Origin of the sequence: Pseudomonas sp. TWI929, assembly GCF_039673335.1 — a bacterium.
GTDB lineage: Bacteria > Pseudomonadota > Gammaproteobacteria > Pseudomonadales > Pseudomonadaceae > Aquipseudomonas.
On record NZ_JBDJLK010000024.1, the window covers coordinates 1 to 21,928 of the forward strand.

The window sequence follows — 21,928 nt, forward strand, 5'->3', positions numbered from 1 at the left end:
CACAGGATCTGCGCCAGCCTCCAGGCCTGTGCTGTCCCTGGGGGAGCGGGCGTGCCCGCGAAGGGCTGAAAAGCAGCCCCAATCTGCCCAAAACGAGTACCCCGCTACATGAACTACCTGTTCCCCCTCACCGCCATCCTGATCTGGGCCGGCAACACCGTGGTTACCAAGATGTCCGCCGGTGCCATCCACCCCGCCGAGATCGGCTTCTACCGCTGGCTGCTGGCCGCCCTGCTGTTCACCCCGTTCCTGCTGCCCGCCGTGTGGCGCAACCGGGCGGCCATCCGCCCTCACCTGGCCAAGGTGTTCGTGCTCGGCGTGCTGGGCATGGCGCTGTACCAGAGCCTGGCCTACTTCGCCGCCAGCATCACCAGCGCCACCAACATGGGCATCATCCTCTCGCTGATGCCGCTGATGTCACTGGCGCTGTCCATCGCCTGGCTGGGCCAGCGCCTGAGCTACGGCGCCTTGCTGGGTGCGCTGGTGTCGTTCATCGGCGTGCTTGAAGTGGTCAGCGCCGGTCACCCCGCCAGCCTGTTGCAGCAAGGCCTTAACAGCGGCGACCTGCTGATGCTGGTGGCCACCCTGGCCTACGCGCTGTACAGCTTCCTGCTGAAGAAATGGCAGCTGCGCCTGCCACCGATGCAGCTGTTGTACCTGCAGGTGCTGGTGGCCATCGTCGTGTTGCTGCCGCTGTTCCTGCTGTCGGACAAAACCGGCCTCGACAGCCACAACATCGGCCTGGTGCTGTACGCCTGCATACTGGCCTCGATGATCGCGCCGCTGGTGTGGATGCAGGCCGTGCACCGCCTGGGGCCAAGCCGCACCACGCTGTTCTTCAACCTGCTGCCGCTGGTCACGGCACTGATCGCCGCCGTGGTACTCGACGAGCAACTGGCCAGCTACCACCTGGTTGGCGGCCTGCTGACCCTGGCCGGCGTGCTGCTGGCCGAACGCTGGACCACGCCGATTCGCCGCTAGAGCCCCACTACTAGAGCCCCGCAGCCTTGAGCCGGGCGGCATGTTCGGTAAACAGCCGCACCGGCTCGGCGCCTTTGCCCACGGCGCCCAGTGACTGGTTGACGATATCCAGGTGGTCGAGCGGGTAGTCGTCGCCGATCACTTGCCCCAGATGCGAACTGAAGCGCCCGACCATGCCGTCGCAATGGCCTTTTTCCTTGACGAAACTGCGCGCGAACAGCCGACAGAAGCGGCTACTGCCATCGAAACGGTTGCGCCCCTGGTCGGTCAGGCCAGGCTGCAAGGTGCCGGACCAGGAGTAATAGCGCACGCCATTGACCTCATAGGCCCCTTCCCCACCCCAAGTGTCCGGCAGCCCCTGTGGATAAGCCTGGTTGAACAGCGCTACCCCGGCGCTGGTCAGCGACTGGTGCGAGGCATGCACATCGACCGGCAGCGGGTCGCGGCGCCAGCCGGTTTCCAGCCACACCAACAGCACGGCAAAGCCATGTAGCAGCGCCTTGAGGATGCGGCCCTGAGGGGAGTAGCCCGGCGCCATACGTTCCAGGTGGTCGGCCAGTTCCGAGCCATGGTTGGGCCCTGCCACCGACGTGACTGACGCCACCCGATCGGGCCGCTTGGCCGCTGCGTAGCGCGCGCTCAGGGCGCCCTGGCTATGGCCGAAGAGGTTGACCTTTTCCGCGCCGGTGCGCTGGCAGATGTCTTCGATGATCTCTAGCAATTGCTCGCCGCGCACCTCGCTGGAGTGCAACGGCGAAACCTGCACCGCAAAGACCTGCGCCCCGCCTTTGCGCAAGGCCGGCACGATGCCGAACCAGTAGGGGTAGAGCACTACCCGGACAAACCCGAGCATGCCCGGCACCAGCACCAATGGGTACCGCGTGGCCAATTCCTGCTGCATTGCCCCAGCCCCTTTCCGTGGACGACTGGCCAACACTACAGCGGCCATCATGACCATCGCAATCGAACTCCCGGCGCGCGCAGCGGTTCCAAACCACACAGACCCTTTGCAAGGAGCGGGACCATGTACAAGCAGACCCTGGCAATCCTTCTGGCAGGCGCCACCCTGGCTGCCTGCAGCAGCCACCCGGAAAACCCGGTGGACGCTGTCACTTACCGCGAAGAACCACTGGTCAAGCAGGTGGAAAAAGGCATGACCATGCAGAAGGTCATTGCCATCGGCGGCAGCCCATCGAACGTGATCGACCTGCCGCACGGCGGTACCTGTAACGACTACATCCTCAACCGCGACGGCCACCAGCAGCCCTACTACGTGCGCTTCGATGCCACTGGCCACGTCGATGCCAAGGGCTTCAAAACCTGCAAGCAACGCGAAAAAGACAGCGACGCCACTCACGGCGCGTGAACCTTTCAGGCCCTGCCATGACCACCCTTAAGCTTTCGGAGATGAACATGAATGCGACTGGACTGACCGATGTGCAAACCCTGCGCGAGCGTGCCCGCCAGCACGTCGAGCAAGGCGCGGTGACCGAGGGTTACCACGCAGACCGCAACCAGATCCTGCGCCTGCTGAATGAATCGCTGGCGACCGAGCTGGTTTGTGTGTTGCGCTACAAGCGCCACTACTTCATGGCCAGTGGCATCAAGGCCAGTGTGGCTGCCGATGAGTTCCTCGAACATGCCAACCAGGAAGCCGAACATGCCGACAAGTTGGCCGAGCGCATCGTGCAGCTGGGCGGCGAGCCGGATTTCAACCCGGATAACCTGAGCAAGAACTCCCATGCCCAGTACGTGGCGGGCAGCTCGCTGAAGGAGATGGTGCTGGAGGACCTGGTGGCAGAGCGGATTGCGATTGATAGCTACCGCGAAATCATTCAGTACATTGGTGATAAAGACCCGACTACCCGGCGCATTTTTGAAGACATCCTGGCGCAGGAAGAAGAGCACGCGGACGACATGTCCGACTTGCTGCAAGGCTTGTAAATACTGGGGGCGCTTTGCGCCCCTATCGCGACGCAAGGCCGCTCCCACAGGTACTTCACTGGGCTCAAGGGTGGTGAAAAACCTGTGCGGCCTTGTGTCGCGAATGGGCTGCAAAGCAGCCCCTTGCTATTTCTTGCCTTTCACCGCCGCTGGCGCCTTGCCCGCCTTCATCTGCTGCAACAACGGCGTGCACTGGTTCGGGTCATCCCCGCTGCTGGGCGCAATCAACGCCAGCAACCCCGCTGCCGGCCCGGCCACCACCCCCAGCGCTAGCATCCCCGCCCCACGCAACGCCAACGGTACCGCCTGCACACCCGCACTCGGCTTGGCGAATGGCCCGCGCACATACAGCGGCGAGCGCAGCGAGAACAGCCGCAGCCCTTTCGATTCCGGGGTGATTTTCAGGTCCAACTGCTCAGTGGCGAAATTGGCCGTGCCGTTGATGTAGATGATCGCGTTCTCGGTATCGAAGATGAACAGCCGGGTAGTCGCCAACCCCTCCTTGATCCCCACATCGGCCGCCGCGCAGTTGATCTTCACGTCCTCATCGCCGAACAGCTTGCCAACCACGTAGTTGCCCACGTTCAACCCGGCAATCTCCATCAGGCTGCGGCTGATGGCGCCATCGTTGATCAACATGCGCAGGTCGCCATTGGCCGTGCCCAGCAAGGCCGCCACCGAGTTGCCGCGGCCACTGATATCGGCATCACCGTTCAACTCACCAAAGCTGGTCTGCATCGGCGCGAAGGAGGGGAACAGCTGCTTGAGCTTGAACCCACGCGCCGTCAGCTGGGCACGGCCCTGCAGCGGCACGCTGCGCCCATCCAGGCGGATGTTGGAGGCCAGGTTGCCGCCGGCCACACCAAAACGCAGGGGTTCCAGACGCAGCAGGCCATCTTCGAGGATCACGTGGGCCGACAGATCATTGAACGGTAGCTGCGCGCTGTGCACGATACGCTTGCCGGCAAAGGTGACGTCGGCGTCCATCGCGCGCCAGCGCTCGGTGCGGAACTCTTCCACCGGCAACACCTTGCCGGCCGGCTGCTTGCTGGCACCACCGCGGGCCTTCTGCTCGGCGTTGGAGTCGGCGCCGATCAGCGGCGCCAGGTCCTTGAACAGCAGCTGGTTCGATACCAGGTTGCCCGAAAGCTTGGGCCGTGGCTGGCTGGCGACGAAGGCCAGGTCGCCATGGATATCGCTGTCGCCGATCTTGCCGTTGAAACCCTGGTAATTGAACGTTGCCCCTTGCGCCGCATGCAGGTTGGCGCTGAGGCGACCGTCGGTGGCATAGGCCGGGGTGTCGGGCAAGGTAACGCCGGTTAGCGGGTAGAGGTTACCCAGGCTGGCACCGGACAGGCGCAGGCGCAGGTCAAGGGCCCCGAGGTTGCGCGGGTCGATCAGGGTGCCGGCGAGCACCACGTGGGTGTCGGCAATGCGCACGTCAGCCTGCAGCGGGAACGGCTGGCTGGCGTCTTGCAGGGCCAGCAGGCCGCCGATCTTGCCGGTGCCGGACACCGGCTGGCCCTTGTAGCGGCCCTGGGCCTTGAGGCCAAAGGCGTAGTCCTGCGCGCCGCCGGCCTTCTCGGCGCTGGCCTTGCCAACAATGTCGCTGAACGGGATTGGCTTGCCCAGCGGGTCGATCTGTACCTTCATGCTGGTTTTCAGGGTCTGGTCGTCGAAGCTGACATTGCCCTGGTCAAAACCGATCGCACCGATATCCAGTTCCCACTTGGAGGGCCCTGCGTTTTCATCCTTCGGCCCGAAGTCGAACATCCAGTTGGCCCGGCCATCGGCCAGGCGGGTAAGGCTGGCCGTGGGCTTGGTCAGGTCGATGCGCGGTATGCTGATCTGCTGGAACAACAGCGGCAACGGCGCCAGGCGAAACTCCACGCGCTCCAGGTTGACCATCTTCGGCTCTTTGAGCCACTCGGGGTTGCCCAGGGTCAGGTCTTCGGCAATGAAATGCGGCCATGGCACCCAGGCCCGCCAGCCACCCTCTTCCGGCTCGGTGCGCCACTGCACCACCAGGTTGCCGTTGATTGCGAACGGCCGGTGCAGGGCCTCGGAAACCTTCTCGTTGAGCAACGGCTTGACGCGGTTCCAGTCGAAGGTGGCGATCACCACCAGCAGGATTGCCAGTAGGGTCAACAGGCTGGTGAGGGTCCAGACGAGGATTCTGGCGGGACGCGTCATTGCGTGATTCTCCTTGCGGTATGGCACAAAACGGGCGCAGCGATGGCACTCAATATCTCGGACTGATGAAAACCCGCTGGGTTTTATCGATGGCGCCATGATAGCGAAGTTTTTCATGCCGCCTTGCTCGGCAATTCGTCGCGCCAGGCAGTGGGTGTTACTCGCGAAGCGTACCGGCAAACAGCCACCTCACATCCTGAAAAGTGCTTTCTAGAGACGTTTCCAACCTCTATCAATACGGTCGATTGTTACCATTACCCGTATGAACTTCTCTCTGGCGTTACCCGGCGTAGCATTGGCTTCGTACCCACTTTCCAGCCCCCGAGAGGAGCACCGAAATCATGAAACGCCACCTGCTGACCCTGACCCTGTCCATCCTGGCTGCCAACGCTTTTGCCCTGCCAGCCGCCGAACAACACCTGACTGCCGAATCGCGCTCCAGCGCTGCCGAAATCGCCCAGCCGCTGAAAACCGTTGCTGAAGGTGGTGCTGATCGCCTGATCGAACGTGCTGGTCGTGTTGCCGAAGGTGGCTCCGACCGCCTGATCGAACGCTCTGGCCGCGTAGCTGAAGGTGGCTCCGACCGCCTGATCGAACGCTCTGGCCGCGTAGCTGAAGGTGGCTCCGACCGCCTGATTGAACGCTCTGGCCGCGTAGCTGAAGGTGGCTCTGACCGCCTGATCGAACGCTCTGGCCGGGTTGCCGAAGGTGGCTCCGACCGCCTGATCGAACGCTCTGGCCGCGTAGCTGAAGGTGGCTCTGACCGCCTGATCGAACGCTCTGGCCGGGTTGCCGAAGGTGGCTCCGACCGCCTGATCGAACGCTCTGGCCGCGTAGCTGAAGGTGGCTCGGATCGCCTGGTTGCAATCAGCCACGTGAGCTGATTGCCATGGCCGAAAAGAACAACCTCTGTCACAACGCCTGCTCCCCTCCAGCCCGGTCCATTGACCGGGCTTTGTTTTTTTAACTAGAGTGCCCAGCCTTACCGTCACAGAAGCCCGCACCATGCTGCCGCGCGCCGAACAGAAGCTACAGACCCGCCAGGCCCTGCTCGATGCCGCCTGCCAGCTCATGGAGAGTGGCCGTGGTTTCGGCAGTATCAGCCTGCGCGAAGTGGCAAAGACGGCCGGCATCGTGCCCACTGGCTTCTACCGGCATTTCCCCGACATGGACGCCCTGGGCCTGGCCTTGGTGGCCGAGATCGACACCACTTTCCGCCAGACCATCCGACTGGTGCGCCACAACGAATTCGAACTGGGCGGCATCACCGATGCCTCAGTGCGCATCTTCCTCGACGTTGTTGCTGCCCACCGCGCGCAGTTCCTGTTCCTGGCCCGCGAGCAGTACGGCGGTTCGCAGGCCGTGCGCCAGGCCATTGCCCGCCTGCGCCAGGACATCAGCGACGACCTGGCCACCGACCTGGCGCGCATGAAGCGCTGGCAGCACCTGGACAGCGCCGCGCTGACGGTAATGGCCGACCTGGTGGTGAAGACTGTGTTCGCCACCCTGCCCGAGCTTATCGACAGCCCGGAAGCGGGTTATCCACAGGCGCTGACGCCGCAGGAAAAGATCACCCAGCAGCTGCGCTTCATTTTTGTCGGGGCGCGGCATTGGCAAGGGCTCGGCAACCCGGGCTGATGGGCTGCCCTCAGGCCCTGTGCGGGCCCTGTGGGAGCGGGTTCACCCGCGAAGAGGCCCGCACAGGCTACTGAAAACCCCAGTTCTGCTACCATGGCGCCCTGCCCGACAGCAACGAGCGCCGAAATGTCCGACCCCCGCCCCACCCTGCCCGCACTGGCCCGCTTCAACCAGCACTTCGCCGAACGCATCGTGCCAATGTGGCAAGGCCCGGGCTGGAACGCCGACATGGCCCTGCCCTACGAGGCCCTGAACGCTCAGCACCAGCCGTTGCCGGTGCAGCGCTACCGGGCCATGGCCTGCGCCCGTCAGCTGTACCTGTTCAGCAGCCGCATCGGGCAACCGGGCGCAGCCGAGCGTGCGGCAGCGTTGTTCCGCTCGCTGCAAAAGCACTTCCACGACGCCGAGCACGGTGGCTGGTTCTACAGCATCGATGCCCAGGGCAAGCCGCTGGACCGGCGCAAGGACCTGTACACCCACGCCTTCATCGTCTTCGCCTGCGCGCACTACTGGGGCAAGGTGCGTGAAAGCCTGGTGGAGTCCACCCTGAATGCCGCGCTGGACATCATCGACCAGCAGTTCGCCCGCGACGATGGCCTGTACGAGGCCAGCCTGGGTGAAGACTGGGCCGACCTGGGCAGCGGCCCGCTGCAGAACCCGCAGATGCACCTGGCCGAGGCGTTTCTGCAGGTACTGGCGGTACGTGACGACGAACATGCCCGGCAGTCGCTGCTGCAACTGTGCGAAGCACTGCAGGCACACTTCATCGAACCGGCCCATGGCCTGATGCTGGAAAAACCACGCGGTGCTGTGGATAACTGGTTCGAGCCGGGGCACCAGTTCGAATGGTTCTACCTGCTGCACACCTCGCCACTGCTGCGTGACACGCCGCTGCATGCGTCTATCGAGCGGGCGTTCGGCTTTGCCGAGCAATGCGGTGTGAAAGAGGGTGCGGTACTGGCGATGCTGGCTGTGGATGGCCAGGTGCAGGATGCCACGCAACGGATCTGGGCACAGGCGGAATACCTGCGGGCGCTGGTGTTGCGGGCTGGGGGCGAGGCGAAATTGCCGGAGCAGTTGCAGGTGCTGGAGGCGCGGTTCCTGCGTGAGGCGGGCTGGTATGAATGCCGGGATGGGGAAGGCAATGTCAGCCGACATGATATGCCTTCTACTACACCTTACCATTTGGCGACTTGCCTGGAAGGGTTGCAGCGCTTGGGCTGATGCATTCGCGGGGCAAGCCCGCTCCCACAGATGTTGTACAGGACCTGTGGGAGCGGGTTCACCCGCGAAGAGGCCCTCGGATCAGCCCTTGGCCGAACGGTCGATCGAGAACCCTGCCCAGTCCTGGCTAACCGGCATCAGCTCCAGGCTGTTGATGTTGATGTGCGCCGGCTGGTTGAGGATCCAGAAGATGGTCTCGGCAATGTCCTGCGGCTGGATCGGCTCGGCGCCTGCATAGGTGGCGTCGTACTTGGCCTGGTCACCGCCGAAACGCACCAGCGAGAACTCGCTCTCGCACAAGCCCGGCTCGATGTTGCTCACGCGCACGCCAGTGCCGCGCAGGTCGCAACGCAGGCTCAGCGAGAACTGGCCAACGAAGGCCTTGGTCCCGCCATACACGTTGCTGCCCGGGTACGGGTAGTTGCCCGCCACCGAACCTACGTTGAGGATCGATGCCCCACGGCCGTGGGCGATCAGCCGTGGCAGCAGCAGGCGGGTGGTGTACATCAGGCCCTTGATGTTGGTGTCGACCATGGTTTCCCAGTCGTCCAGGCTACAGTTCTGCGCCGCATCCACACCCAGCGCCAGGCCAGCGTTGTTGACCAGGCCACGAATCTTTTCGAAGCCGGCCGGCAAGTTGGCGATGGCCTGCTCCATGGCCTGGCGATCACGCACGTCAAGTACCAGGCCATGCACTTCGGTCTTGGCCGACAGTTCGGCGCACAGGGCGTCCAGGCGCTCCTTGCGGCGGCCTGTGAGTACCAGCTTCCAGCCGGCTTCGGCGAAGCGGCGGGCAGTGGCCTCGCCAAAGCCGGAAGTCGCGCCAGTGATGAATACGGTGGACGTCATGCTCAGTTCCTCACGGTAGGTTGTCATGGCAGCTTTGCAGCATGCCCGCGCCAGGCGCTGGCAGCAAGCCGTGCAGGGGGCTGTTCATTTTTTGTTCATGTGCGGCAAACCCTTGTGGCAGAGGGCCCGGCGCCAGCTATGCGCATGTTATCCACAAGGCTTTCCCCACGGATTGGGGGCAACTTGCCCACCGCGCGGAACCCTTTCAGCGCTCTGTGGTCGGTGGATATCTTTTCGGTGATGGCGCAAGGCTTTCAAACATGCCGCCTGTAGCGGTCTGTCCAAGGTTTTTACACAGAGTTATCCACAGGGTTTACATTGGCCGGCGGATGCATGCAGGGCACTGAAAAGCTTGGGAAAATCATCCACAAGGGGGATGTGATCAAAAAATGATCGCAATGCTGCAGGGCTTGATACTAAAGGGCTTGAGGGAGATGCCACCATGTTTTCCACAGGCGGTTCCACATTATCCGTGGAAAAGATCTGGCCTGTGGAAACAAGGGCTTATGTAGGGATGGTGATGTGTATGGAGCTAGGTGCGCGACAAGTTGTCCACATTGGGAATGGGGCTGCTTTGCAGCCCCGAATAGAACTCAGTGCCCGCCCAGATAGGCGTTACGCACCTCTTCGTTGACCAACAACTCCTGCCCGGTCCCGGTCATGCGGATCTGCCCGTTGACCATCACATAAGCCCGGTCCGACAGTTTCAGCGCATGGTTGGCGTTCTGCTCCACCAGGAAGATGGTCATCCCGGTCTTGGCCAGCTCACGCAGGGTCGAGAAGATCTGCTTGACCACGATCGGCGCCAAACCCAGCGATGGCTCGTCCAGCAGCAGCAACTTCGGCCGGCTCATCAGCGCCCGGGCAATGGCCAGCATCTGCTGCTCGCCACCAGACATGGTCATGGCCCGCTGGTTGCGCCGCTCCTTCAGCCGTGGAAACAGCTCGTACATGCGCTGCATGTCTTCATCCGCATGCTTGTCGCCAATGGGGATGGTACCCATCATCAGGTTTTCCTCGACGGTCATGTCGGGGAACACCCGGCGCCCTTCCGGCGACTGGGCGATGCCGTTGGAAGCGATGTAGTGCGACGACTTGCGGGTGATGTCGGTGCCGCGGTACACGATGTGCCCGGAGGCCGCCCGTGGCTGGCCGAAGATCGACATCAGCAGGGTCGACTTGCCGGCACCGTTGGCGCCGATCAGGCTGACCGTCTCGCCTTCGTTGATGTGCATCGACACCTTTTTCAGCGCCTGGATCGGCCCGTAGAACACGTCCAGGTCCTTCAGCTCGAGAATGGGTGCAGTCATACCAGTTCCTCTTCGTCGGCACCCAGGTAGGCGGCGATCACCGTCGGGTTGTGGCGGATGTCCTGCGGCGCGCCTTCGGCAATCACGTTGCCGTGGTCCAGCACCACGATATGGTCGGAAATGCTCATGACCATGCCCATGTCGTGCTCGATCAGCACCACGGTGATGTCGTGCTCGTCGCGCAGCACGCGGATCATGCGGCTGAGGGCTTCGGTTTCCTGAGGGTTGAGGCCTGCAGCCGGTTCGTCCAGGCAGATGATCTTCGGCCGCGTGCACATGGCCCGGGCAATTTCCAGGCGGCGCTGCTGGCCGTATGACAGCTCGCCAGCCAGGCGGTTGGCGCAATCGACCAGGTCGACCACTTCCAGCCAGTAGAAGGCGTGGTCCAGCGCGTCACTCTCGGCCTTGCGGTAGGCCTTGGTGTTGAGCACCCCGGCCAGCAGGTTGCGGTTGACCCACATGTGCTGGGCCACCAGCAGGTTTTCCACCACCGACATTTCCTTGAACAGGCGAATGTTCTGGAAGGTGCGCGCCAGGCCGGCGCGGTTGACCAGGTGGGTACCGCCGAACATCTTGTAGTACATGCGGTTGGCAAAGCGCGCCGGCGACACGAAATCCGCCGCCTGGAAGCGCTCGCCGAGCAGCTGGATGACGTTGGTGTGGCTGCCGCGCACGTTCAGCTCGATGCGCCCGCCACTGGCCTTGTAGAAGCCGGTCAGGCAGTTGAAAACCGTGGTCTTGCCGGCGCCGTTGGGGCCGATCAAGGCGAAGATCTGGTTGCGCCGGACCTTCAGGCTGACATCGCTGAGCGCCTTGATGCCACCGAACTGCATCATCAGGTTGTCAACCGAGAGAATGATATCGTCGCTCATGGCGCCACTCCTTTACGCGGGGTCACACCGGTACGGCTGATGCGGATCAGCCCACGCGGTCGCCAGATCATCATCAGCACCATCAGCACGCCGAACAGCAGCACCCGGTATTCGGAGAAGCTGCGCAGCAGCTCCGGCGCCACGGTCAGCACGAATGCCGCAATGACCACGCCCACGGTCGAACCCATGCCGCCCAGCACGACGATGGCGAGGATTAGCGCCGACTCGAAGAAAGTGAACGACGACGGGTTGACGAAGCCTTGGTAGGTGGCAAAGAACACCCCGGCCAGGCCGGCAGTGGAGGCACCCAAGGTGAACGCCGAAAGCTTGACCAGTACGTGGTTCAGGCCCATCGAACGGCAGGCGATCTCGTCTTCGCGCAGCGCTTCCCAGGCCCGGCCGACCGGCATGCGGGTCAGGCGGTGCTTGATGTACAGCACGGCCAGCACGACGATGAACAGCACCGCGTAGATGAACACGAACTTGAGGTTGGCGTTGTACTCGAAGCCGAAGAACTCATGGATTGGCACCCCGCCATCCTTGGCCCGGCGGCCGAATTCCAGGCCGAAGAAGGTGGGCGACGGCGCCGGCATGCCATTGGGGCCGCCCGTGAACGACAGCCAGTTGTTCAACACCAGGCGGATGATTTCGCCAAAGCCCAGGGTCACGATCGCCAGGTAGTCACCGTGCATCCTTAGCACCGGGAAACCGAGGATGCACCCCGCCAGCGCCGCGGCGATGGCCGCCAGTGGCAGCACGCTCCAGAAGCCCAGGCCGAGGTACTGGTAACCCAGCGCCAGGCCATAGGCACCGATGGCGTAGAACGCCACGTAGCCCAGGTCGAGCAGGCCAGCCAGGCCGACCACAATGTTCAGGCCCAGGCCCAGCAACACGTAGATCAGGCCGAGGATGACCACGGTCAGCAGGTACTTGTTGGCGAAGATCGGGAAGACGATGGCAATCACCACCAGCGCCGGGATGATGTAGCGCAGGCGCGACACGTAGTTCGGCGCACGCACATGCACGCCCGAGCCACCACTGTCGAAGCCTTCGAGCATGCGCCGCCCGGCAGCGGTCTGCAGGTACAGGCTCAGCAGGAAACGCCCAAGCATCACCCCACCGACCAGCCAGGCTACCCGGCGCGGCTCGGCGTTGAAGGTGTAGCCGTCGAGCACCACGCCAACGACCGGGCCAAACACAATGAGGGCCAGCAGGCCGGCGACAATGGTCTCCAGCAGGCTGCGTTTAAGGTCGAAACCCTTGTTGGTTTCGCTTACAGCGGCAGTTTTGGCAATGGACATGTTCACACCTTAGCCACGAGCGGGCGACCCAGCAGGCCTTGTGGGCGGAAGATAAGGATCATCACCAGCAGCGAGAAGCTGAACACGTCCTTGTAGTCGGAGTTGATCAAGCCAGAGAACAGCGACTCGGAAATGCCCAGGATGATCCCGCCAAGCATGGCGCCAGGCAGCGAGCCGATACCACCCAGCACCGCGGCGGTGAACGCCTTGATGCCGATGATGAAGCCAGCGTAGAAGTCGAAGGTGCCGTAGTTCATGGTGATCAGCACGCCAGCCAGCGCGGCCATCACCGCACCGATGACGAACACGTAGGAGATCACCCGGTCGGTGTTGATGCCCAGGATCGAGGCCATCTTGCGGTCTTGCTGGGTAGCACGGCACATGCGGCCGAGCTTGGTGTACTTGATCACATAGGTAAGCAGGCCCATGCCGACGAAGGCTGCCACCAGGATGAAGATCTTGGTGTAGGTCAGTTGCACGAAGCCGGTACCCACTTCGACACGCATGGCGCCTTCAAGCAGGGTCGGTACGCCTTGCTGGCGGGCACCCTGGCTGATCTGCGCGTAGTTCTGCAGGATCAGCGAAATGCCGATGGCGCTGATCAGCGGTGCCAGGCGGGTGGAGTTGCGCAGGGGTTTGTAGGCGATGCGCTCGATGGTGAAGCCGTAAACGCCGGTGACGACGATGGTGAACAACAGAGTGCCCAGCATCAGCAGAGGGAACGACTCGACACCGAAGTAAGCCAGCAATGCCAGGCTGATCGCCGCGAGGTACGCGGAGATCATGTACACCTCGCCGTGCGCGAAGTTGATCATGCCGATAATGCCATAGACCATTGTGTAGCCGATGGCGATCAGGCCATAGACCGACCCGAGGGTCAGGCCGTTGACCAGTTGCTGCAGGAAAATACCATCCATAACGCAATCTCACCTGAGCGAGACTGCACGAATGCCGACCACGAAAGACCACGGATGAAGCGGCCCCAGCAGCGCAGCCGTGCAGATCTCCGAATAAAGACAGGTACCGCGGGGCGTTGGCCCGGAAGCAAGTGCACCCGGGCTGGCGGCCGTTGTTATTTTTGTTTTTCCAGCTGGTGGTACTTGCCGGTCTTGTCCCACTGGTAGACCACATAGTCGGACACGGTCAGGTCGCCCTTGCTGTCCCACTTCTTCTCGCCCATGACGGTCTGCACCGGGTTGGCCTTGAGCCACTTGGCAGCGTCTTCGCCCTTGTTCGACTTGGCGCCGTTGAACGCGGCGGCCAGGGCCTGCAGCGAGGCATAGGCATACAGGGTGTAGCCTTCAGGTTCGGTACCGGCCTTGCGGAACTCCTCCACCACCGCCTTGCTGTCTGGCAGCAGGCGCGGGTCGGCACCGAAGGTCATGTACACGCCATCGACGTACTGCGCGCCGCCAGCGGTGGACACCAGTTCGTCGGTAACGATGCCGTCATCGGACATGAACTTGACGTCTTTCAGGCCCTGCTCGCGCAGCTGGCGTACCAGCGGGCCGGCTTCCGGGTGCAGGCCGCCGAAATAGACCACGTCGGCGCCGGTGGAGCGGATCTTGGTGACCACGGCGCTGAAGTCTTTCTCGCCACGGGTCAGGCCTTCGTACAGCACCGGCTTGACGCCGCGTTTCTCCAACTGTGCCTTGGTTGCATCGGCCAGGCCCTGGCCGTAAGTGTCTTTGTCGTGCAGCACGGCGACTTTCTTGCCCTTGAGCACGTCGACGATGTAGTCGCCGGCAACGATACCCTGCTGGTCGTCACGGCCGCACATGCGGAACATGGCGCCCAGGCCGCGCTCGGTGACCTGCGGGTTGGTGGAGCCCGGGGTAATGGCGATCACGCCAGCTTCATCATACACCTCGGAAGCCGGGATGGTGTTGGAGGAACAGAAGTGGCCGACCACGCCGATCACCTTGTCCTGGTCGACCAGGCGGTTGGCCACGGCCACAGCCTGCTTCGGTTCGCACGCGTCATCGCCCTTGACCAGGACGATTTTTTCGCCGTTGACGCCACCAGCGGCGTTGATCTTGTCGGCCGCTGCCTGCGCACCTTTCATGTACTGCTCGCCAAACGCTGCGTTTGCCCCGGTCATGGGGCCCGCTACACCGATCTTGACGTCGGCCTGAACATACGAAGAAACACCCAGTGCCGTAGCTACGGCCAGAGCCAGGAAACCTTTCTTGTAAAACGTCTGCGACATGAGGTGGTGCTCCTAGAGTTTTTTTTGGTTGGCACTACAACTTCTCAGCCCTGTGCTCTGAGCAAGGGCCGTGCCATAGGTTTTGTCTTCCTGGAAATCACACTGTGCAGGGCGCCTGCAGGCGACCGACGGCCTTTTCTTTATTGAGCGTGCAACCGTCTGCCACGCGGCAGGCGCCACCACACGTACAGACAAGGAGCAACCGCCAAGTGCCATCATTGCAACCCTGACAAGTGTTTACGTGCAACCGCCCTGTAACAGCCGACGTCACCGAAGTGCACACCGCTGGTGCGCGACTGCTACAGGCGGCACCGTTTCAAGGCTAGCTGGCGCACGGAAAAACACGCGGTTTTGGCAGTTCCGGCCTCTTCGCGGGCTCGCCCGCTCCCACAGGATTGCACCGTTCATGAGCCCGGGGCGGTCACTGTGGGAGCGGGCAAGCCCGCGAAGAGGCCAGCACAGCCACAACAACCCCCAAAAGGCTGGCACAATGTCCGCCATTCGCCGCTTCCGGAGCCCCCCTTGATGAGCGAGAGCGCATTCGCCGAGCGCATCGTGCACAACCTGCTCGACACCGACTTCTACAAACTCACCATGATGCAGGGCGTGCTGCACAACTACCCGGACGCCGACGTCGAATGGGAATTCCGCTGCCGCAATGGCGAGGACCTGCGCCCTTACCTCGGTGAGATCCGCAACCAGCTTGAACGGCTCAGCGACCTCACCCTCGATGATGGCCAGCCGGCCTTCCTCGAACGCATCAGCTTCCTCAAGCCCGACTTCCTGCGCTTTCTACGGCTGTTCCGCTTCAACCTGCGCTACGTGCGCATCGGTATCGAAAACGACCAGCTGTTCCTGCGCCTGAAAGGCCCGTGGCTGCATGTGATCCTCTTTGAAGTGCCACTACTGGCAATCATCAGCGAAGTGCGCAACCGCCACCTGCACCCACGCATGCGCCTGGCCGAAGCGCGCGACCAGCTGTACCGCAAGTTCGACTGGCTGCGCGCGCATGCCAGCGACGACGAGCTGGCCGAGTTGCAGGTTGCCGACTTCGGCACCCGTCGGCGTTTTTCCAGCCGCGTGCAGGAAGAAGTGGTGCGGGTGCTACGCGACGACTTCCCGGGCCGCTTTGTCGGCACCAGCAACGTCGACCTGGCATGGAAACTGGATATCAAGCCACTGGGCACCATGGCCCACGAGTGGATCATGGCCCACCAGCAGCTCGGCCCGCGCTTGATCGACAGCCAGATCGCCGCGCTGGACTGCTGGGTACGCGAGTACCGGGGCCTGCTTGGCATTGCCCTGACCGACTGCATCACCATGGATGCTTTCCTCAGCGATTTCGACCTGTACTTCGCCAAGCTGTTCGACGGCCTGCGCCACGACTCGGGCGAACCGGTGGCCTGGGCGGAAAAGGCCATTGCCCACTACCAGAAACTGGGTATCGACCCGATGACCAAGACCCTGGTGTTTTCCGACGGCCTCAACCTGACCCGGTCGCTGGAAATCTTCCGCGCCCTGCGCGGTCGCATCAACGTCAGTTTTGGCATTGGCACCAACCTCACCTGTGACATCCCCGGTGTGGCGCCGATGAGCATCGTGCTTAAAATGACCGACTGCAATGGCGCGCCAGTGGCCAAGATTTCCGACGAAGCTGCCAAGACCCAATGCCGCGACGAAAACTTCGTCGCCTACATGCGCCACGTATTCAAAGTCCCCAGCAAGGAGTAACCCATGCAAGCGGTTCAGCAAGAAATTGCCCAGGCGCTGAAGGTACAGCCGCCGTTCGCCGACGCTGCAGCGCTCGAGGCCGAAGTCGCCCGGCGCGTGGCGTTCATCAAGGGCTGCCTGGCCAATGCCCGGCTCAAGACCCTGGTGCTGGGCATCAGCGGCGGTGTCGACTCGCTGACCGCCGCCCTGCTCGCCCAGCGCGCCGTCAACGAGTTGCGCGCCGAAACCGGCGACAAGGCCTACACCTTCATCGCGGTGCGCCTGCCGTATCAGGTGCAGCATGACGAGCATGACGCCCAGGCCTGCCTGGAAGTGATCAAGGCCGATGAAGTGCACACCGTGGATATCGCCCCGGCGGTGCGGGCACTGGCGGCGGAAGTGGTGGAGTTGAAGAACGGCTCGCCAACGCTGGTCGACTTCGTGGTCGGCAACGTCAAGGCACGCACGCGCATGGTCGCCCAGTACACCATCGCCGGCGCCCGCGCGGGCCTGGTGATCGGTACCGACCATGCCGCCGAGGCGGTGATGGGCTTCTTTACCAAGTTTGGTGATGGTGCCTGCGACCTGGCGCCGCTGAGCGGGCTGGTGAAAAACCAGGTACGGGCGATTGCGCGCAGCTTTGGTGCACCGGAGTCACTGGTGGAGAAGGTGCCGACCGCAGATCTGGAAGACCTGGAGCCAGGCAAGCCGGACGAAGCGTCGCATGGCGTGACCTACCAGCAGATCGATGCCTTCCTGCATGGGCAGCCGGTTGACCAGGCAGCGTTCGACATCATCGTTGCCACCTACCGCAAGACCCAGCACAAGCGCGAACTGCCGTTCGCCCCTTGATCAGGCTGTAGAAAGACCTGTGGGAGCGGGTTCATCGGAGCGCCGAACCGCCGCGAATGCGATGGTAGCTCCACCGACGCATTCGCGGGTAAACCCGCTCCTACAGGGTTCGGCGTCAGGCTTTGATTACTTGACGACGACCTTGCCCTTCATCATCGAGATGTGGCCCGGGAAGGTGCAGAAGAAGCTGTAGTCACCACCGGCTTCCAACTTGGTAGCGTCAAACTTCACTTCGGTTTCTTTCTCTGGCGCGCCGATCATTTTGGTGTGGGCGATGATCGCGGCGTTATCAGCCTTGATGTAGTCCTTGTCCAGACCCTGGCTCATGCCTTCGGTGGCAATGCCCTGCATGTCGGCAGTCTTGCTGATCACCAGGTTGTGGCCCATGACGTTCTTCGGCAGGTTGCCGGAGTGGGTCAGTTTGACGGTGAATTCCTTGCAGCTCTTGTCGACGGTGATTTCCTTGGTATTGAAGGACATCTGGTCAGTCGAGTCGACGGTGACCGAGCACTCGGCGGCGAAGACAGAAGCGCTGGCGAGGGTCAGCAGGGATACCGCTACAGCTTTCGCAAACATCATGAATCTCCTTGGCAGGGTTTTATCAATTGCGAGACTGCCTGAAACCGTTCAGCCCCTTGCTGATATGGGTCAAGGGGGTGTCAAGAGGCCAGCCAGTAGAATTGTTCAATGGATTGTATACAACCAATCTAAGGGCACATCATGCCCTTTTATTGGACGATGGGACAACCTCTCATTTAGGAGCAATACCAAATGCCCATCTCCAGCTTCTTCAACAGCCTGCTCGCCGCCTATGCCCACGGTGCCACAGGCGCCATCTGTGAATTCTCCCGCCCGGAATGATAGCGGCCTTGGAAGCGACGGGCATGCGCCGTACCCTGTGCAGCTGAGTGACAGGAGATGAGCAATGCCCGTACGTTCCGTTTGTGTGTTCTGTGGTGCCAGCATCGGCACTAACCCTGCCTACCGTGAAGCGGCCATCGCGCTGGGCCAGGCCATCGCCCGTCGCGGCCTGACCCTGGTGTATGGCGGCGGCGCGGTCGGTTTGATGGGTGTGGTGGCCGACGCGGCCATGGCAGCAAGTGGCGAAGTGGTCGGGATCATTCCACAGAGCCTGCTGGACGCTGAAGTCGGCCACAAAAGCCTGACCCGCCTGGAAGTGGTTGATGGCATGCATGCGCGCAAGGCCCGCATGGCCGAGCTGAGCGATGCCTTCATCGCCTTGCCGGGTGGGCTGGGTACGCTGGAGGAATTGTTCGAGGTGTGGACCTGGGGGCAGCTGGGCTATCACGCCAAGCCGTTGGGGCTGCTCGATGTGAACGGCTTCTACGACAAGCTGGGCGGCTTCCTCGACCATATCGTCGAAGAAGGCTTCGTGCGCCCGCAGCACCGGGCGATGTTGCTGCTGGCGCAGCAGCCGGATGAGCTGCTGGATGGGATGGACAACTTTGTCGCGCCGGTGGCGCCGAAGTGGGTCGACAAAAAACCCGATTGATCTCGATTGTTGGACCTGACACCTAACCTGTGGGAGCGGGTTCACCCGCGAATACGTCGGTAAATCCACCATCGCATTCGCGGGTAAACCCGCTCCCACAGGGTTCTATGCAGGGCCTAGATCAGCGCGGAATAACTGGCTGACGCGGCTTCTTGTTGCCCTTGCCGCCTTTGGCCGCTTCCTTGCGCTCCTTGGCCGCCTGCTGGTTACGCGCAAACGCCTCGGCCTTGGCCTTCTCGCGCTTGTCCCATGGCTTGCTGCCATCGCTTGCACGCGGTGGCAGGCCGGTGTGCTGGGTCAGAATCTTCTGGTCCTTGCCCACCTTGTGGCTACCGGCCGGGGTCGAGTTCTTGCGACGCGCGCTCTGGTAGGTATCGGTCTGCGGCTGGTGCAGCGGGATCAGTTGGTGCTTGCCCGGCCCGATCAGGTCGGCGCGGCCCATGCGTTCCAGCGCTTCACGCAGCATCGGCCAGCCCTTCGGGTCGTGGTAACGCAAGAACGCCTTGTGCAAGCGACGCTGCTCTTCGCTCTTGACGATCTCCACCCCTTCGCTCTTGTAGGTCACCTTGCGCAGCGGGTTCTTGCCCGAGTGGTACATGGCCGTGGCCGAAGCCATCGGCGACGGGTAGAACGCCTGCACCTGGTCGGCACGGAAGCCGTTGCCCTTCAGCCACAGCGCCAGGTTCATCATGTCTTCGTCGGTGGTGCCCGGGTGAGCGGCGATGAAGTACGGGATCAGGTACTGCTCCTTGCCGGCCTCTTTCGAGAACTTCTCGAACATGCGCTTGAAGCGGTCGTAGGTGCCGATGCCCGGCTTCATCATCTTGTCCAGCGGGCCACGCTCGGTGTGCTCCGGGGCAATCTTCAGGTAGCCGCCAACGTGGTGGGTGACCAGCTCCTTGACGTACTCCGGCGATTCCACGGCCAGGTCGTAGCGCAGGCCCGAGGCGATCAGGATCTTCTTCACACCCGGCAAGGCACGGGCCTTGCGGTACAGTTCGATCAGCGAACTGTGGTCGGTGTTGAGGTTTTCACAGATGCCCGGGAACACGCACGACGGCTTGCGGCAGTGCTTCTCGATCTCGTGGCTCTTGCAGGCGATGCGGTACATGTTGGCGGTTGGCCCACCAAGGTCGGAGACCACGCCAGTGAAGCCCGGCACCTTGTCACGCATCTCTTCGATTTCGTGCAGGATCGACTCGTGCGAGCGGTTCTGGATGATGCGGCCTTCGTGCTCGGTGATCGAGCAGAAGGTACAGCCACCGAAGCAGCCACGCATGATGTTCACCGAGAAGCGGATCATCTCGTAGGCCGGGATGCGCTCCTTGCCATACGCCGGGTGAGGAATACGCGCGTAGGGCATGCCGAACACGTAGTCCATTTCCTCGGTGGTCATCGGGATGGGTGGCGGGTTGAACCACACGTCCACTTCGCCATGCTTCTGCACCAGGGCACGGGCGTTGCCCGGGTTGGTTTCCAGGTGCAGCACGCGGTTGGCGTGGGCATAGAGCACCGGGTCATTACGCACCTTTTCGAACGACGGCAGGCGGATTACCGACTTGTCGCGGGTCATTCGCGGGCTGTCGAGAATCTGCACCACCTTGGCTTCGTTCGGGTCTTCCTGCTCGCCCTTGGCCTGCTCGATGGCGCAGGCCTGGGTGTCCTGGGTGTTCACGTACGGGTTGATGATCTTGTCCACGCGGCCCGGGCGGTCGATGCGGGTGGAGTCGATCTCGAACCAGTCGGCAGGCGTGTCACGGCGAATGAACGCGGTACCACGCACATCGGTGATGTGCTCGATTTTCTCGCCCTGGGACATGCGCTGGGCAACCTCGACGATGGCCCGCTCGGCGTTGCCGTACAGCAGGATATCGGCGCTGGCGTCGATCAGGATCGAATGGCGGACCTTGTCCTGCCAGTAATCGTAGTGAGCGATGCGGCGCAGCGAAGCCTCGATGCCACCCAGCACGATCGGCACGTGCTTGTAGGCTTCCTTGCAGCGCTGGCTGTACACCAGGCTGGCACGGTCCGGGCGCTTGCCGGCCAGGCCACCCGGGGTATAGGCGTCGTCAGAACGGATCTTCTTGTCCGCGGTGTAGCGGTTGATCATCGAGTCCATGTTGCCCGCGGCCACGCCGAAGAACAGGTTCGGCTCCCCGAGCTTCATGAAGTCGTCTTTGGACTGCCAGTTCGGCTGGGCGATGATGCCCACGCGGAAGCCCTGGGCCTCCAGCAGGCGGCCGATGATGGCCATGCCGAACGACGCGTGGTCGACGTAGGCGTCCCCGGTCACGATGATGATGTCGCAGGAATCCCAGCCGAGCAGATCCATCTCCTCCCTGCTCATTGGCAGGAAAGGTGCTGGCCCGAAGCATTCGGCCCAGTACTTGGGATAGTCGTAGAGTGGTTTGGCTGCTTGCATGTCAGTGACCGGTTCTGGTGTACAGGGAAATCGCGGGCGCGGAATATAGCACAAATTTTGACCAAATCCGACTGGATTCGTGGGGATTGGTGGGTGGAGCGACGGTTGGGATGGGCGGGGGTGCCGGGTGGGTGGCTTGGAATTGTGGTGAGATTGCCAGGTGTTCGCCACAACATAATCAGCGCTCGATCTCATAGGCGCTGAAACTGCTGCGGCGAACACCTGGCGCCTTCATGCAACCTGAAGCCAACCCCTCACTGCTTCATCCCCAACTCAGCATCATCCATCAACGCCTTGGCCATCGCACTCAGGTAATGGGCAGCCCAGATCATCATCGGCTTTTCATCCATCAACCCGGTGATAGTCAGTTCGCGCACATACCCCATCAACTCCGAAGACTGCTCGCGAGCGTCCCGGCACGGGATCCCGGGCTCGATGCGGAACAACGGGTGGGTGCCATTTTCGCCTTGGTAGAACGTGGTCTTGCCGACGGTGAACTGGGTGTCTTCTGTTGTCATTGTTCAATCCCCTCAGATTTCTCTATTGCCTGGCCGGGCCTCTTCGCGGGTAACCCGCTCCCACAGGCACGGTGCAATTCTCGAAGCCTGTGGTGATCCTGTGGGAGCGGGTTCACCCGCGAAAGGGCCAGACCAGGCGGCATATCAACGAAGCCTTACAGCAGGCATCTGCCCCTGCATCGGATTGTCTTCATCAAAAGGGGGATCGCGGGGCGGAGCGGGGACAATCTTGATCATGGCGTAATCTCGTCTGATTCCGAAAAGACCGCCACGACATCACTTGCATTTGATGGGTGGCGGCTACGTACGGGTCTGCAAGACCGGACAGACGATAAAACCGGCAGATCCGAAGATCTCCCGTACGCAGCCACCATTGACCGAATTGCCGACTG

General features: G+C 62.3%; 20 protein-coding genes. 9 read left to right on the forward strand and 11 right to left on the reverse strand.

Going from position 1 to position 21,928, the window contains the following annotated elements:
- Positions 1 to 108 precede the first annotated feature (108 nt).
- On the forward strand, positions 109 to 981 hold the full coding sequence (locus ABE456_RS12460; RefSeq protein ID WP_346644197.1) for a DMT family transporter: 873 nt from the start codon (positions 109 to 111) through the stop codon (positions 979 to 981).
- Between the two features lie 10 nt (positions 982 to 991).
- On the opposite strand, the gene ABE456_RS12465 is transcribed toward ABE456_RS12460, so the two are convergent.
- On the reverse strand, positions 992 to 1,882 hold the full coding sequence (locus ABE456_RS12465) for a triacylglycerol lipase (protein WP_346644198.1): 891 nt from the start codon (positions 1,880 to 1,882) through the stop codon (positions 992 to 994).
- Positions 1,883 to 2,005: 123 nt separating this feature from the next.
- On the opposite strand from ABE456_RS12465, the gene osmE reads away from it, so the two are divergent.
- Both osmE and ABE456_RS12475 read left to right on the forward strand, forming a co-directional pair.
- Entirely contained in the window at positions 2,006 to 2,347 is a 342-nt protein-coding gene (gene osmE, locus ABE456_RS12470) for an osmotically-inducible lipoprotein OsmE (protein ID WP_346644199.1), read from the forward strand.
- A 47-nt stretch (positions 2,348 to 2,394) separates the two neighbouring features.
- Positions 2,395 to 2,925 (forward strand): ferritin-like domain-containing protein, encoded by a 531-nt coding sequence (locus ABE456_RS12475; RefSeq protein WP_346644200.1) that lies wholly within the window; start codon positions 2,395 to 2,397, stop codon positions 2,923 to 2,925.
- 126 nt (positions 2,926 to 3,051) lie between these two features.
- Here ABE456_RS12475 and ABE456_RS12480 read toward each other — a convergent pair whose 3' ends face one another.
- Entirely contained in the window at positions 3,052 to 5,118 is a 2,067-nt protein-coding gene (locus tag ABE456_RS12480; protein WP_346644201.1) for an AsmA family protein, read from the reverse strand.
- Between the two features lie 341 nt (positions 5,119 to 5,459).
- Here ABE456_RS12480 and ABE456_RS12485 point away from each other — a divergent pair, with 341 nt between their 5' ends.
- The 3 genes from ABE456_RS12485 to ABE456_RS12495 all read left to right on the forward strand — a co-directional run bounded on the left by ABE456_RS12485 (position 5,460) and on the right by ABE456_RS12495 (position 7,980).
- Complete coding sequence (locus tag ABE456_RS12485; RefSeq protein WP_346644202.1) at positions 5,460 to 6,002, forward strand: phage infection protein; 543 nt, start codon at positions 5,460 to 5,462, stop codon at positions 6,000 to 6,002.
- A 121-nt stretch (positions 6,003 to 6,123) separates the two neighbouring features.
- Complete coding sequence (locus tag ABE456_RS12490; protein ID WP_346644203.1) at positions 6,124 to 6,756, forward strand: TetR family transcriptional regulator; 633 nt, start codon at positions 6,124 to 6,126, stop codon at positions 6,754 to 6,756.
- 126 nt (positions 6,757 to 6,882) lie between these two features.
- Positions 6,883 to 7,980, forward strand: a complete 1,098-nt coding sequence (locus ABE456_RS12495; RefSeq protein ID WP_346644204.1) for an AGE family epimerase/isomerase — start codon at positions 6,883 to 6,885, stop codon at positions 7,978 to 7,980.
- An 81-nt stretch (positions 7,981 to 8,061) separates the two neighbouring features.
- On the opposite strand, the gene ABE456_RS12500 is transcribed toward ABE456_RS12495, so the two are convergent.
- From ABE456_RS12500 to ABE456_RS12525, 6 genes are all read right to left on the reverse strand, one after another.
- Complete coding sequence (locus ABE456_RS12500) at positions 8,062 to 8,829, reverse strand: SDR family oxidoreductase (protein WP_346644205.1); 768 nt, start codon at positions 8,827 to 8,829, stop codon at positions 8,062 to 8,064.
- A gap of 593 nt (positions 8,830 to 9,422) precedes the next feature.
- Positions 9,423 to 10,139, reverse strand: a complete 717-nt coding sequence (locus tag ABE456_RS12505) for an ABC transporter ATP-binding protein (RefSeq protein ID WP_170032985.1) — start codon at positions 10,137 to 10,139, stop codon at positions 9,423 to 9,425.
- Complete coding sequence (locus ABE456_RS12510) at positions 10,136 to 11,011, reverse strand: ATP-binding cassette domain-containing protein (protein WP_010955466.1); 876 nt, start codon at positions 11,009 to 11,011, stop codon at positions 10,136 to 10,138. Before ABE456_RS12510 ends, ABE456_RS12505 begins: the two co-directional genes overlap by 4 nt.
- Entirely contained in the window at positions 11,008 to 12,312 is a 1,305-nt protein-coding gene (gene livM / locus ABE456_RS12515; protein WP_346644206.1) for a high-affinity branched-chain amino acid ABC transporter permease LivM, read from the reverse strand. Before livM ends, ABE456_RS12510 begins: the two co-directional genes overlap by 4 nt.
- A 2-nt stretch (positions 12,313 to 12,314) precedes the next feature.
- Positions 12,315 to 13,229 (reverse strand): branched-chain amino acid ABC transporter permease, encoded by a 915-nt coding sequence (locus ABE456_RS12520; protein ID WP_014592581.1) that lies wholly within the window; start codon positions 13,227 to 13,229, stop codon positions 12,315 to 12,317.
- A gap of 155 nt (positions 13,230 to 13,384) precedes the next feature.
- The gene (locus tag ABE456_RS12525) at positions 13,385 to 14,521 is read right to left on the reverse strand and encodes a branched-chain amino acid ABC transporter substrate-binding protein (protein ID WP_346644207.1); all 1,137 of its coding nucleotides are present in this window, start codon (positions 14,519 to 14,521) and stop codon (positions 13,385 to 13,387) included.
- Positions 14,522 to 15,046: 525 nt separating this feature from the next.
- On the opposite strand from ABE456_RS12525, the gene pncB reads away from it, so the two are divergent.
- Both pncB and nadE read left to right on the forward strand, forming a co-directional pair.
- Entirely contained in the window at positions 15,047 to 16,252 is a 1,206-nt protein-coding gene (pncB, locus tag ABE456_RS12530; protein ID WP_346644208.1) for a nicotinate phosphoribosyltransferase, read from the forward strand.
- Between the two features lie 3 nt (positions 16,253 to 16,255).
- Positions 16,256 to 17,083 carry an ammonia-dependent NAD(+) synthetase gene (gene nadE / locus ABE456_RS12535; protein ID WP_346644209.1) on the forward strand — a complete coding sequence of 276 codons (828 nt, stop codon included), beginning with the start codon at positions 16,256 to 16,258 and terminating at the stop codon, positions 17,081 to 17,083.
- Positions 17,084 to 17,209: 126 nt separating this feature from the next.
- Here nadE and azu read toward each other — a convergent pair whose 3' ends face one another.
- A complete protein-coding gene (azu, locus tag ABE456_RS12540; RefSeq protein WP_025752457.1) occupies positions 17,210 to 17,659 on the reverse strand; it encodes an azurin in 450 nt (149 codons plus the stop codon).
- Positions 17,660 to 18,008: 349 nt separating this feature from the next.
- Here azu and ABE456_RS12545 point away from each other — a divergent pair, with 349 nt between their 5' ends.
- Entirely contained in the window at positions 18,009 to 18,596 is a 588-nt protein-coding gene (locus ABE456_RS12545; protein ID WP_346644210.1) for a TIGR00730 family Rossman fold protein, read from the forward strand.
- A gap of 121 nt (positions 18,597 to 18,717) precedes the next feature.
- Here ABE456_RS12545 and ABE456_RS12550 read toward each other — a convergent pair whose 3' ends face one another.
- Positions 18,718 to 21,018 (reverse strand): YgiQ family radical SAM protein, encoded by a 2,301-nt coding sequence (locus ABE456_RS12550; RefSeq protein WP_346644211.1) that lies wholly within the window; start codon positions 21,016 to 21,018, stop codon positions 18,718 to 18,720.
- Between the two features lie 254 nt (positions 21,019 to 21,272).
- Positions 21,273 to 21,536: a DUF3077 domain-containing protein gene (locus ABE456_RS12555; RefSeq protein ID WP_019473937.1), complete on the reverse strand. Its 264-nt coding sequence runs from the start codon at positions 21,534 to 21,536 to the stop codon at positions 21,273 to 21,275.
- Between the last annotated feature and the right edge of the window lie 392 nt (positions 21,537 to 21,928).